Genomic DNA, 14,542 nt, shown 5'->3' on the forward strand with positions numbered 1-14,542 from the left:
CACAAACAGAGCAGAGATCATAACAGACATCTGTATAGCTGCCCATGCGGCTATAAATCCAATGATGACAGAGTTGGAGCCATGAATATTCAGAATCTTGGAAAGAGATGGCTGTCAGGAGAAAAGAATCCTAGATACAAAAAGGATAAGAACTGATTAAGAGTAAACTCTTTTTCAAAGCGGGCATTGTCAATTGTCCGATGATGCTGGCAGTGTAGGGAGATTACCAATTGGTATCGCTTGTACCTATATTATGCTGACTAGCAAGCCCTCGGATTTATCCGAGGGTATTTGACCATGACACGCCTTCACGAATTCTTCTGCTGTCATATCAAACATCTCCTGTAGCTTTGCAAAGGAACAATTATTTATCACAAGATTTTATACGAAATGATTATTAGAAGAATGCTGGCAGACTTACCAGCATTCGAGTTGAAAAGATTATTTTGAAGTGTCTAGCTCATCAAATGATTTAACCAGATCATCGATAGCCTTGCACTGCTTTAAGAATGGCTCAAGTTTATCCAAAGGTAAAGCAGATGGACCATCACACTTAGCTTCGTTTGGATTTGGATGAGCCTCCAGGAATAGGCCTCCGATACCAACAGCCATACCGGCACGAGCTAGATCAGCTACCTGTGCTCTTCTGCCACCTGAAGCAGCACCAGTACTGTCACGGCACTGCAGAGAATGAGTAACGTCAAAGATAATAGGATAACCGCCGCAGACCTGCTTCATAACACCAAAGCCAAGCATATCAACAACAAGGTTGTCATAGCCGAAGTTAGTTCCACGGTCGCATAGCATGATATTTCTATTTCCGCACTCTTCAATCTTCTGAGTAATATTGATCATCTGAGAAGGAGATAGGAACTGAGGTTTCTTGATGTTGATTACCTTACCGGTCTTTGCAATAGCAGCAACCAGATCAGTCTGTCTTGCAAGGAAAGCAGGTATCTGCAGAACATCACAAACCTCTGCAACGATAGGAGCTTGAAATACTTCATGAACATCGGTGATTACAGGAACATTGAAGGTCTTCTTGATTTCCTCGAATATCTTCATGCCTTCATCAAGACCTGGACCGCGGTATGAGAATACAGATGAACGGTTTGCCTTGTCGAAACTTGCTTTAAAGACGTATGGAATATTAAGTTTTGAGGTAACATTTACATAATGCTCGCAGACCTTCATTGCAAGATCGCGGCTCTCAAGAACATTCATTCCTCCGAAAAGAACAAATTTATTCTGATTGGAAACTTTGATATCACCAATCTCAATTACTCTATGCTGCATAAAATTAACTCCTTAAAAGTTAGCTAATTTTAGCATAAATGGGAGGTAGTCTAATATTCTGCAGAAGCTAATTCTGATTTTTGCAGTAAAAGAACGATTAGAAGAAAAAAGTTAAACAGATTTGCAGGAAACAGATTGTTTCCTGCATTAAAAGTTATAGTGTTTTCTGAAGCATGAAGGTCTCATATTCAAGATCAGAGAACTGTCTGTCAACAAGGAACAGTCCAACTACAGTACACAGCAACATTGAAAAAGCGAAACCGTATCCATAATATACAGGACCAAGATCGATACTGATGTATGAGAACAGGAAGTTTGAAGCGACCATTATGGCAGTAAGAATCAGTGCCCCATATCTCTTATCCAGATAATACATAACATTCAGGAGAGACATTACCAGCACCTGGAGGCTTACACCAACAAGATCGATATAGAACAGATTAAGATAAACAAGATCTATTCCAAAAGCAGAAAGAATATCTTTTGCAAATACCAGCAATAATGCAAGAGTAATACCCTGCACCTTGAAGATCTTATAAAGGCAGCTTCTGCATGAATCAATCATCTGTTCCTTAAATAAGGTAATAGTATTTAATGAACCGCCTTCACGAACAGAATTGTAGAATTTAAAACAGTTCTCAGTAAAATCTGTTTCAATTCTCATGATGAAAACAGCCATTCCCGGTACAACTGCCAGATAAGCAAGAAAGATAGGTAAATCGTAGATATACGATGCTCTCATTACATCTATCTGTGCATATGAGGTTTCATTTCTAAACCAGAATACAAACTTATCTGCCCATACACCAAGATTATAAAACAGACCGCAGAATATCAGTGAAGCATAAACCTTGTGAGGGTTTAAAAAATCAAAACGAATAAAGGCAAAACCAGGCATTGAACGGACAACCTGCAGTAGGAAAGCAAAAGTCAGTACAGCCTGAGATACACAGAATACAAACTCAAGACCTAAAAGACCAAATGGAGGTAATGTCCAGGCAAGAAAAACCATAAGGCCGTAGCCCAGAAACATTGTTATAACAATGCGGTAATACTCTTTCATACCGGATAAGAAAATAATCACAATCCACTGGTTGGTCAAAAGAACAAATGATGCCAGCATACAGATTCTGACAGAAAAATCTATGCTAGGAAGTAGAGTCAACAGGAAGAAACCTACGACTCCAGACACAGCTGTCAGAAACAGCATTGCGCCGAATAGATTTGGAATAATCCTATTATCCTCACCTCTGAATTCACAGTCAGCCACAAATCTTGAGAAGAGGATCTGGAAGAATCCACTCAAAATCAGCGACCCTGCCATCATATACGTTACCGATATCAGAAACTGTATAATCAAAACCGAAGGATAAACAACATCTACACTGATGATACCAATAATCATCAGTGCCATAATAGACAGAACCCATGGACCTGAGCTTACAATTGAAGCAATACCATAAGCCTGAATTACAGAGGTTAAGGAATCTCTTTTAAGAATTTTCCTTAGCTCAAATCCTATTCCCGCCATCTATACCCTCTTGATAAAGTTTTCTATAGGAATCAAACATCATTGATTCTTCATAATATTTCAATACACGCTGACGACCAATATCACCGGTTTCTCGCCATAACTTATCGTCTCTCAGGAAATGGTCGATCATCTCAACTCCCTGAGCAGGATTTGCTATGGAGATAACTTCACCAGCGTGACCAAGATTAGGAGTCTCGGTATTAGCTCCATATAAGATCTCTGAGCAGGCACCAACATCTGTAGCAATACAAGGAATACCGCTTGCCATTGCTTCAAGCAGAACCAAAGGCTGAGCTTCTGAGATTGAAGTCAGCATCATAATTCCAATCTGAGGCATAATTTTGGCTACGTTCTGGTTTCCGGTAAATTTAACATGCTCCTGAAGACCAAGACTTTGTACCAGGTTTTCACACTCTGATACATACTTTGGATCTTCTTCCTTAGGACCTACAACCCACCCCTGAAGATCAGGATAAAGATCTAATGCTCCTCTAATGGTACGTATGAAGGTTTTCACATCCTTAATTGATACAACTCTTCCAACCAGAGCCACAACATGAGGAGGAGTCTGAGGTCTTAATTTATACGACTCTTCAAAGCGAGAAGTCTTAATACCGTTTACCACAACCACAGTTTTTTGCTCAGGAGCTCCATCTATTACCTGACGTTTTCTGTTTCCCTCAAATAAAGCAGTAATTCTGTAGGCTTCCTGGTATGCTGATTTTCCCATCTGTACAAAGAAGTTAATCCAGATTCTGCGAATCAGATCCATACCTGAGTGCATAGATATATCTAAAGAATCAGATTTACTCTTAATCCATGTGGCAAGAGAAAGATCAATCTTTCGCTCTTTGGTATAAATACCATGTTCAGTCAGTAAAAAAGGAACTTTATTGGATGCATGAGCAAGAGCACCTAAAAAACCAGCGTAACCCGTAGATATCGAGTGATAGCACTTTGCTTTTGGAAGATGAGTAGCTATTCTGCAAAGCTCAATTAAAGGCTGATACAGAGTTCTGTATGTCCAGAAATAATCAACAAAGGAACCTTCCGAATCAATAGCATCATAACGTTCAGTTAAGATATCCCATGAATCTTTACTGTACAAAAGATCGTTAATGGCATATGGATCAGTTCCTATAGCAACAGCAAAATCTTTTAACACATCATGAGGAATTGGCTCCTCTGGATTATCAAAAGAGCTTATCACCTTACGCCATAGGCCAAAATCATTATTATTGGCCTTCCTAGGCATCTTTTTAGAAAGATTTTTTTCATCAGGAAGGATATAGTGCATTTCCATGCCAACAACATTTGCAGGAAGCTCATAGGCCATTTTTTTATAAGCACTTCTCTGTCCACCTATAAATACAAGATAAAAGGTGTGCTGAGGCATATTGCTTATAATCTGATGAACCCAGGAAGAAACACCACCTCGAACAAAAGGATAGGTACCTTCAAGCATCATGCAGATATCAGCCTCTGCACCGACATTGAAGCTAGCGTCCTTTCCCATCAGATCGTTGTAAACTTCACCTACACTCTTTTTTTCTTCACTATTTGGCATTTAACCAGTACTCCCTGAGTTGAGCCAGTTTTGAGCCTTCTGTGGCATATAAAGAGCTCAGATATGATTTAACTGATGCATAGTCATGCATCCTAAAAGCACACTCTGCAAGATAAGTGTTAACCTGAGAATCCAGCATTTTTGCATCTTTTGCCTTCTGTAAAGCAATTTCAGCAGGCTCTATTTCACCAAGTTCAAGTAGAATTCGACCTAAAAGAAGTTCAAAATTACCGCGGTCATCAATTTCAATTGCGGTCTGACACCATTTTCTTGCATTTGTAAGATAATGCTTTACAAGAACAGTATCTGCTATTCCAAGGTAACAGATTTCCCAAAACTGCTGAGCAATGTCATAGGCTATATCAGCAGAATTATTCTCATTAAAGGAATCTTCAAGCTGTTTAATATTGTCGGTAATATCCTGCTCAATAGGATCAAGCTGAGAATAAGCCATCAGACGAACATCATCAGCAGGATCTCTTAGTGCAAGCTTGTAGAAGGCGATTCGCTGATCACGAGGCAGATGAGACACAGATGAAATAGCTTCAACACGCCTTTCAACATCAGGTGCATTCAAAAGAATATCCTGCAGAGCGCCTGTACCGAACTTTGTATACATCATGTCGCGAGGATGAGATGGCAGTTCTTCCCTTGGATTGGCAACCCACATAACCTCTGCTCTTTTCTTTGGCAGATTCATTGCTACAACGACACACATGAACAGACCGATAAAGCCTAACACAGGCAGGAACATGCACATTAGGAACATGAATCCGACTGCAAGATAAGGACTTTGAGATTTCCTCATGTTTTCAGGAAGCAACATGAACATGGCATACGCCGCACTTATACTTGCAATAAAGTGAAACATTGCAAATACAAGAAGACGGCGGAAAAGCTCCGCATCTGAAAATGCATATAATGCAGCGCTAATATCGCTAATCAGGCTTAAAACAATAAGAAAAATCGTCATCTTTTAAATCCAGCTTTTTAAGCTCTGAAATTAACTGCTCATTATCAACTGATACATCCATAGGGCCTGTAAAATCAAGCTTAATGGCTCCATCTGACTCCTTTGTCATCAGGCGATCAACTCTATCTACATAAAGCTGCGCCTGAAGTAGAGAAGTAAGAGGAAGCAGCACTACAAGGACCTGCTCGCCGTTTTCTGTCCAGCGTTTCCAGTAGATATCAGCACCACGGCGAAGAGAAATAGTTCTGTCAAAGAGTTCCATTGCTGCCTTTGTATAACCACGACAGAAAACAATACTGCTATTCTGTCCATGGTATTTGTTCTCATCAAAGGTCTTCTTCAGGTAACTTAGGAAAAGATCCTTTTCTGAAGAATCTATTACTGGAGCAATAATTCCTGAAGCCAGCATATCTGCGGCGTAAGCACTTACAAGATTCAGAATAGCGATATTCTGAGAGGTAAGGGTAAAGAATTTAACCTGAGTTACTACAACACACGCATTCATATTACCCATGGTATCAACCAGAGGAACACAAAGCTGATACTTTAGAGTTGAATCGGTCTCATAAAGATTTACAGGTGACATAAGAACTCTATGCTCAAGCATGTCATTGAGCATATCATCCTTAAGATCCAGTTCAGGCATTTTTCCGATTGTAGATAGAGGTTCAGGATTGATTTTTCCATTCTCAATTCTGTAGATTCCAGCCTCCTCCATAACCACAATTGAAGCTAATAATTTCAGCACATGAGGAGCAACAGATTTAATTCTGTCTTGAGGTTTCACACCAAGGATTGGATATTTCTCATTCAGATTCTCTAGTTCACTGATACTTGAACGAAGGCTTACAGCCTGACCGGCCATTCTCTGCTCTAACTGATCATGTGAGGAACGAAGCATGAAATAGTTCTGAGTAAATAGAGAAAGCTTTCTTTTCATAAAAGCATAATCAAGGTCATTTCTGTGAAGTCTTTCTTCCCATACATCACGGAACTCACCCGCAATCATATTTACTACCAGCATTCCAACAGCCTGATAGTATGAGAAATAATCAGTGATATTATGATATTTAAAGAATGACATTGTCAGCACAATTGAAAGAATGGCTGAAATAAAGCCCATGGAGAAACCATAGCGCAAAGCTACAATAACTACAAATACAAGTGGCCAGAAGAATTCAGAGGTATTCTCTACAGTAAATACAGGTATAGGCCCGCTCTGATCAAAATAAATTTCGATAGAGTTCATCCAGATAATTGATGAGATGGCGGCAAGTACAACTGTTTCTACCCAAACAATTAAAGGCTGACCTGAGCCTCTGGTTAGGAGTCGGCTAAGGCTCTTAAGACTCTTGTTCATTTATAAATCCCTTATGCGATTATCTGGTGTAGTTAATGTCACCTAAAATATTCTCTACAACCTTCTGACCTGCACCATTCAGACTCTCACGACCAAAGCCTGATCTGCTGCCGGTCTTCTCGTATACGACATTTCCGTTAACATCCTTAACACGTACGGTAACGCTAACAACAGGTTCTCCATCAAGACCAGCCTTGTAATTCCACTCGTCTACTGAACCTGAAATTACGTAGTTGTAACTTACAGTTTTAAGCCACTCATTAGCTTTACGGGTTGTGTATGAAACATCAAGAATGCTCTTAAGATCCTTTGGCTCATCTGCTGATTCATAAGCGACATAACTGATGTTCTTTGCACTTAGCTCTGAACAGATAATAGCACCTACATTCTCGGCAGCAAGAGGAGTATTGGACTGATTAACAAATGGCATTACCGCAAATGTTGAACCGTTTGAAACAGTTATACCATTTGATCCTCTGTAGGTAGAGCATCCAGTTAAAGAGACTATTGCAGCTAAAATAATAAAAGTTAGTTTTCTCATTTTTTTCTTGTTCCTCAAAGATTAAAAAACCATACTGTAACCGAAAGTCAGGCTTAAAGACTTGTTTCCTTGTTTATCAGCACTCTGTACTGAAGACTTAATAAACAGCTCATCCTGAGCCTTAAACAGACTTATTCCGACACCTGCACTGGCACATGCATCAATCTTTTTCTCCGTAAAGTTATATCCGGTGAAAACGTCTAACAGGAAGCGAGGAGATGGAACTGAAGGGCCAGGGATTCCAGGATCGCCATGATTGGTAGTCATACCGAAAGCCAAATGTTTATACTGTTTTGAGATGAATGATTCTGAACTTAAACTCTGAACTGAATCATCATTTAAAGAACCATTCAGTCTGTTTGTATCTCTAAGAGCGTTATCTGAAGGATTATTGTTCTGGTAAAGCCATGAGGTATAGCCATATAACGCAGGATCAGAATTAAATACAGGCGTCATTGCCATAAATTCAAGATCATATCCTGAGCCCAGATTCTCGTTGTAACGTGTCTTATAGTTGTGAATGCGGGATGTAAGAGAAAAATACTCTCTGTTCCATGGTGATGCACTCAAACGCATTTCTGCATAATTATCCTTTCCCAGCACAGTCATCATGTGAGAAATATTGGAATGCTGATTTAAAGCTCCTGATAAAGATACGGAATAACGCTCATCAAGTTTAAACAGATAATCAATCTTCAGACCTAATCTGTCGTCTGCAGCACCGTCAGCAAGATCTGCAGACGATGACAGTTCGTACTTCTCCTGTTCATAAGAGATTTTTCCTATGATCCTCTTTTCACTCTTGAGCTTAGAGATTGCCATAGCATCAGGAGCTTTAGAATGCTGATAAATCGTTGCTACAGCAAACTGTCCAAGTGAATATGGAGCATGGTAGTAGGCAGCATAAGACTGAAGCCCCCACAATGGCTGAGAATGAATAACTGCCATAACGTTGCTGGATAAGATCTGATTGTTTGCTGCCATCTGTCCTCTTAAAGCTTTATTGACATCACTGTAAGGGGTCACACCTACAGTGTTTTGGGCTAGCTGATAAGCCTCAAGACGTTTTGAGATTTTCTCAAGAGCATCATATTTTTCACTCTCACGGATACCCACACCACGTTCAAGCAGATCTTTAATCTTTTCTTTGTCTTTGGTACGTACTGCAAGAATCAGCTCCTGACTGTCAGATAAAACAACATTTGCAAGAGAACTTCTCTTTTTGAAGTAAATGGCACTTTTTATGTCATTTCTTTCAAGCAGAGATGTCATTAACTGAATTCCCAGAGCAGAAGACTCTGATGATTTCAGTTCATTTCTAATGATATCTTCACCTAAAGACTTTGATATAAAGGTGGAAACCAGTGAGGCTAAAGTTACATTGCTGTCATTAAGATTCAACAGTTCCTCAGTCTTAACGTCAACAACATATTTTCTAATTCTGTAAGCTTTATCTGAATAACCTAAATCCGATAGAACCTCGGCATAAGAAAGAAGATCAACGGCTGAAGGGGATGTAGCGTTGGACAGATACAGTTCATACCATACCTTAGACTCCATTCCATACCCTAAACTCGAGGCAAGATACGCTGCCATCTGCCAAGCTGCCGGATTTGAAGCAAACATTTTCTTGTATTTATGGTAAAGAGCATCAGCCTCTTTTTTATCACCGTTCATAAGAGCGATGTTACATAGTCCGTCTATTGCTTCAAGACTTGATGGATTATTCTTAAGCAGTTTTTCATAAATGCGCTTAGCCTCTTTGAAATCTCTTTTATACATCGCAAGTGTTGCTCTATAGGAAAGCACATCTGTAGAAGCATAGCAGGATTCATCTTGCTTTTTAATGACGTCTAGAAGCCTCTGCATTAAGGCATAATCGCTTTTTCCTGCTGAATGAGAAAGCAGTTCTGACATAATGGTGAAATCATGCTTAGCCTCATAATAACTTATGAGTTTATCGATATTATCTGGAGTTATTTCGATACTGTTTAAAAGCTTATAGGAGTCAGCCTCCATTGAGTTTCTATCTAAAAGTACATTCTGAGACATGGATGCAAGAGTATCATCATCACAGGTCCAGGACAGTGATGAGACCATGACCATATATTCATCATTCTGCTCTTCCCACTTGTCAACAGCAGTAAGTGCCTCTAAAGCTTTCTTATCGTTGCCCTGCATTACATATGCATTAGCAGCATACATGGCTTCTTTAGCTGTAGGCTTGCGGAGCTTAATAAGATTTTCAAACGCCGAAGTGACATTATTATATTCATTGAAATAGCTTTCAAGTCTGATTTTATGGGAAATAAGAGTTGAATTTCCGGAGTTATCCTCTAGCAGTTTATTAATCATGGAAAGAGCTTCTTTAGAACCCTCAGCCTTTTCAACAACATCAACAAAATCGTCATATTGTTCTGAAGTGAGATAGCCTGCCTCAAAAGCTTTTTTATAGAAGTTATCCATACCTTCAAGATCTGAAAGGGAACGAGACTCCTCAACTCCACTTAAAACTTCAGCCTGAGTAGGATCACTTTCAAGAAGTTCATAGCTTATGCGCTGAGCTCCTTCCAGAGCACCTTTCCATTTGTATAAATCGTGAAGTCTTACGGTAATCTCTCTTTTCTTATCTTCAGGAGTTATATCTGACTCATGAAGCTCTTCAAAGATAGAAACTGCTTTATCCAGATCCTTTCTTGAAACACAGTTTTCTGCAAGAACCATCTTGTTTGCAAAGCTAGGTTCCTTTTCGCATAGATGCTCAATAAGACCAAAGGTTTCCTCGTAAAGACCTAGCTTGGTAGCTGTATCAATCTCAGCTTTAATAAAATCAGAATCGTCTCTCAGTTTTCCATCATATTCCTTGAGAAAAGCAGAAAACATATCTTTGTCAAAAGCTTGAAGATATAAAGAGAATAGAGGTTCATAGTTCTCTTTGGATTCTTCATGTAGGAACAGATTTTTCTTAAATTCAATTGCCTTGTCGTAATGTCCTGTCTGAAGAGCAAGAGAATAGATTTCATTCATAGTCTCATAATCAGGATTCTCTATCTTGCAGATATAGGTGTAGGCTTTTTCTACATCCGGAATCTGATAACAGATCTTAACAATCTCTTTTATCTGTTCCGTTGTAAAATTACGATTTAAAAGTGCATTCAACTCAGCATTAACTTCAGTTAAGGTCTTCTCCTTACTCTTATTATCAATGGTTCCAGCTAATGCGACCTTAGTCTTGAGATATAGAATAAAGGTATCTAATGCTCGATGATCAGGATCCTCTTTGATTTCAGGAGCCAATAGCTCAATAACATCATTGTAGTTACCCTTTTCATAGAGCAGCTTGGCTTTTAGATATGGAATCATAGGATCATCAGGATTCAGTTTCTCAAGTTCCTGAAGATAATTTAATGAAACCTCTGGAGAAGAAGTATCTGAGATTTTCTTCTCAAGGGTAGTTGAGGTTGGTGATAACACATACACAGCACCAACTGCTCCTACAATTAAAATAGCAATTGTTGTCTTGCTCAGAAGCGGTGCAGATTTTCTCTTTTGTTTTGTTAACTTCATTTTATTTCAGTAAAGGAATTAAAACTTCAGAAGATCCTTCAATCAGTTACAGATGAGAACACCTGAAATAGAACCTTTTTCTTTTGTCTGATATATGGAAACCTGATTATCTACTCTTGATTCAAATTCACTAGAGGAAACCATCTGACACTTATTTTTAGTCCACAATTCAAGTTTTAAAGGAATATAGGACTGAATGTTAAATTCAATACGGTTTCCGTTCTGAACCCATTTATTGACAATACCGTTAGCACTCTTGAGCATTACTCTGTCTTCGCGTTCCTTTGCAAAATGAATGGTATTGTGTTTTTTGTTCAGAATAATATAGTTTCCATCCTCACAGGCGTTATAACCTGGAATATCAGAAGAAACAGGAATACCAAACTGAGCAGGAACTCTTAAAGATCTGATACCAGTTGAAGTGATTCTCCAGCTTCCGTCTAAATTCTTACCTAAACCGGTCTCATATAGAGTTCTAGCTCTCTGGGCAAATTCAGAAAGATACATAGGAGTAACATCCTGCGACAAGGCATAGTCATAAAGTGATTTAAGAGCCTTAAGAGATGAAGGATATGTTCCTGAATACATATGATAATAAATAGCGATACTCTTCAGACGACGAGGATGTCCGGTAAGATCAAAGGATTCGGTTGCTCTTCCAAAACCATCAAAGTGTTCTGTCCATTCATTGGTATACACATTCTCATTAAGCATAGGTGCATATACCTGAACACCCTTTTTAGTCCAGTAGACAACAGGAGAAACGTTGGTTAAAGAATCCATACCTTTGAGCACAATGGTATTTCCTCCATTTACGTTAACAATGCCCTGTTTTTCTACCTTTTCTATAGCTTCAGGAGATGGACATGCATTTCCTGACCAGAGAAAAACCTTTACTTTCTTATCAGGAGGACAAAGTCTTGAGTTGATATAATTTATAGAGCCTGAAACCTCTCTGTCATAATCAACTTCCTTATAGCCTGGGATTGGAAGAAACTCGCCATATACAAGCTTTCTCATATTTGATTTTATATTCCATGAGAAAGGGTGAGAGTATGTGTGGGATGCAACCTCAACATTTGGCAGTTCAAAAATTTTTCTTGCAAGTGCCTCTAATTTAGGAGAAGCATCTTTATATAAGCCCTCTGGACTGGTTTCACCTTCAATTACAGATACAGTATGAGGGATCTCGATTTTACTGAAAACCTCGTTATACAGAACTTCACTTACAAGAGGTGAACCTTTAAACCAGGAACGTGAAGGGAATCCGTCTCCATCCACGTGTGAAGTCAGAATTCTAAGACCAGATTCAGTACTTGCATCTGCTGCCGGGATTTTAGGAAGAGCAAGCATCTCATCGAGGAATTTAAATGGATCTACCAGCCAGATATCCTGATTGTTATCGAGACTGAAAACAGGATAAGGAGAAACTGCGGCGCCACCCCATGGGGCTTTAAACATAAGGGCTGATTATGCACCAGCAGGATTTTTTACACTTGCCTGAACCTTAAAGCCTTTATTCTCATCAACACTGAAACTGAACAGTCTGTCGTTTGGAGAGAATGGAGGATCAATTATTCCTTTTGACATTGCAGGCTTTCTGTCAAAACTGTATGGAGGATCGATTTCTCCTAGAAACTCTATTCCGTAGGCATTTAAAAATTCACTATTAGTAGGTAGCACACCTAAGAACAGAGTTGGAATATACCCTACATGGGAGATAAGCCATGACATCAGCTCTGTATTTTCGGTATAGCCACCACTATCGGCAGGATAGAATACCAATGCAGCATATTTAGATTTTTGAAGCTGATTAACATCTATGTTGTAGATATCGACCAGGTCAACAACATAACCGTTGTACTCAAGAGGAGTAGTTACTGTAGAATGAATAAAGGACAGATTAGGTTCACCTAAAGTTCCATCATATACACCCAGAATTCTTTTTGGAACACTGTATGTGTAACTCACGCCAAAGCCGTACAACATACCGTCACTCACATAAGGAGTATATCCTTTCTGGGAAATATCCTTTGCAAGAGCAATTCTCGCATCAAGATCTGTATCTGGCAGATAATCAAGAGCAATAGCTTCTACACCAGCTGATTTTACATGATCAAACTTAGATGAAAGCCACTCTCGGTCCGACTTGCTTACGTCAGTGTATTTATTAGCCTTAGAATTGTACGACTTAAATATAGACTCTCCGGCAACAGCTTCTGGCTTGAACCCGATTCTGTCGAAAATCTCAAAACCGCGATTAAAAATAAGTTTAGGATGAATTGAATGGATATCGTTTACAAGTTCAGTTAAGCCTTCAACCTGTCTATCATAGAGTGCTTTATCCGCTTTCTCATCGGTATAGGCATTGAAGCTATCCAGAGTATCTAGAAAAAGACCATCAAAATGGCGTTTTTTCAACTCATCCACACGGGCAAGAATATATTCACGCCATAAAGAAGAGAGGAAACATCCATAACGGAGCTGTTCCAACTTTCATTGTCTGCTATTTTAGCTTCCTTAAGAGAATCAGGAAGTGATTCGTCATACTCTCCAACAGATATGTATGAATAAACAGAAATACCTGCATTATGAAGCTCTGATATCTGTTTATCAGTAACATTGGAAGGGTCTAAAACAACTCGATCAAAATTCAGCAATTCACGAATGGAATCGACTTCGTTGTAATAGAAACAGATGGATTTGTTTGTTTTGGCGAAAGCTGGATTAAGCACTGTCATCAGGTACACCAGTGCCAATATTACTAACTTTTTCAAGATATACAATTTCTTAAATAATCACACACATCATCGCTCAATCCAAGTTGAGCATTGTCCCGACAATTATAAAGCTGGAGAAAAAAAAATAAAGCCAAGATTTTACATTTCATCTTGTACTATATTCACATATTTTTAATATTAGCCAGTGATTACCATCCGACCATTATTATATAATTTTGTATTTTATATAAAAAAATGTAACTTATAAAATCTCTTTTATAACAGTTTGTACACTGTTATCAGATACTGCATAACCACATAGTATTCACGAGTAATTTAATTCATATTATTTTCTTATTTAAAAGATTCGACATTAAAGTAAAAGTGATCAAAAACTACAACTATAATTAGATAAAACTTAGTACTTTCAATTAAATAGAGATAAACCAGTTAAGATATTTCGATTCCAAAGTAGTTTTCAGTTAATTTCTTACATAATTTCGTAGAACAATGAAAAAAAATAAAAAAAAATTTCTGAAATTAAAAATAAAAAAACCGGTAAAACAAACAAAAAAATTAAAAAAATATATGAACAAAGAAAATTATGAGCAAAAATGGTGAGATTTCAGTGGAGATTCAACAAGTTCCGATTAAAGCCTATATCCTAAATATATATGATACCAGTCACATAATACTTTATTTACTTTTACCATAATGATGCTAAAGGCAACAATCAGCATATATATACATATCTATTATTGACATCCTCCTCTTGCTGAATCAAGAGGATTCCTACTGCTGACATTACTGTTCAGCTTCAGAGGGTTCACAGTGCTGACTCCTTTTGGAGTTCACTTCCTGTGCTAGCCGGGCCAGCCCCGCCCTTAGGATATTTCCCGCTGCATTTTCATCTGCATTAGCTGTATATCCACAGTTCGTACAGCAGAAATGAGCCTGAGTACTGCGATTGTCTTTTGAGACATG

At 38.5% G+C, this 14,542-nt stretch carries 11 protein-coding genes; all 11 read right to left on the minus strand.

Annotation, left to right across the window (positions count from 1 at the left end; translation table 11 throughout):
• Positions 1 to 441: 441 nt before the first annotated feature.
• Positions 442 to 1,296 (minus strand): 3-deoxy-8-phosphooctulonate synthase, encoded by an 855-nt coding sequence (kdsA, locus tag B5D46_RS10725; RefSeq protein WP_078929452.1) that lies wholly within the window; start codon positions 1,294 to 1,296, stop codon positions 442 to 444.
• Between the two features lie 154 nt (positions 1,297 to 1,450).
• Positions 1,451 to 2,827, minus strand: a complete 1,377-nt coding sequence (gene pelG, locus B5D46_RS10730; protein ID WP_078929453.1) for an exopolysaccharide Pel transporter PelG — start codon at positions 2,825 to 2,827, stop codon at positions 1,451 to 1,453.
• On the minus strand, positions 2,808 to 4,397 hold the full coding sequence (pelF, locus tag B5D46_RS10735) for a GT4 family glycosyltransferase PelF (protein ID WP_200805060.1): 1,590 nt from the start codon (positions 4,395 to 4,397) through the stop codon (positions 2,808 to 2,810). Before pelF ends, pelG begins: the two co-directional genes overlap by 20 nt.
• Positions 4,387 to 5,370, minus strand: coding sequence for a hypothetical protein (locus tag B5D46_RS10740; protein ID WP_078929454.1), 984 nt, complete (start codon positions 5,368 to 5,370; stop codon positions 4,387 to 4,389). The genes pelF and B5D46_RS10740 overlap by 11 nt, the downstream gene beginning before the upstream one ends.
• The gene (locus B5D46_RS10745) at positions 5,336 to 6,730 is read right to left on the minus strand and encodes a PelD GGDEF domain-containing protein (protein ID WP_078929455.1); all 1,395 of its coding nucleotides are present in this window, start codon (positions 6,728 to 6,730) and stop codon (positions 5,336 to 5,338) included. Before B5D46_RS10745 ends, B5D46_RS10740 begins: the two co-directional genes overlap by 35 nt.
• Positions 6,731 to 6,749: 19 nt before the next feature.
• Positions 6,750 to 7,271, minus strand: a complete 522-nt coding sequence (locus tag B5D46_RS10750; protein ID WP_078929456.1) for a hypothetical protein — start codon at positions 7,269 to 7,271, stop codon at positions 6,750 to 6,752.
• 21 nt (positions 7,272 to 7,292) lie between these two features.
• Complete coding sequence (locus B5D46_RS10755) at positions 7,293 to 10,838, minus strand: tetratricopeptide repeat protein (protein ID WP_078929457.1); 3,546 nt, start codon at positions 10,836 to 10,838, stop codon at positions 7,293 to 7,295.
• A gap of 42 nt (positions 10,839 to 10,880) precedes the next feature.
• Positions 10,881 to 12,299 (minus strand): polysaccharide deacetylase family protein, encoded by a 1,419-nt coding sequence (locus B5D46_RS10760; RefSeq protein WP_078929458.1) that lies wholly within the window; start codon positions 12,297 to 12,299, stop codon positions 10,881 to 10,883.
• Positions 12,300 to 12,308: 9 nt separating this feature from the next.
• Positions 12,309 to 13,259: a hypothetical protein gene (locus B5D46_RS10765; RefSeq protein WP_078929459.1), complete on the minus strand. Its 951-nt coding sequence runs from the start codon at positions 13,257 to 13,259 to the stop codon at positions 12,309 to 12,311.
• Positions 13,256 to 13,579, minus strand: coding sequence for an endo alpha-1,4 polygalactosaminidase (locus B5D46_RS10770; protein ID WP_078929460.1), 324 nt, complete (start codon positions 13,577 to 13,579; stop codon positions 13,256 to 13,258). Before B5D46_RS10770 ends, B5D46_RS10765 begins: the two co-directional genes overlap by 4 nt.
• Positions 13,580 to 14,362: 783 nt before the next feature.
• The coding region (locus B5D46_RS12060; RefSeq protein ID WP_143675669.1) for a zinc ribbon domain-containing protein at positions 14,363 to 14,542 on the minus strand (180 nt) is incomplete at its 5' end.

Source organism: Succinivibrio dextrinosolvens DSM 3072 (assembly GCF_900167015.1).
In the GTDB taxonomy this organism is placed as follows: Bacteria; Pseudomonadota; Gammaproteobacteria; order Enterobacterales; family Succinivibrionaceae; genus Succinivibrio; species Succinivibrio dextrinosolvens.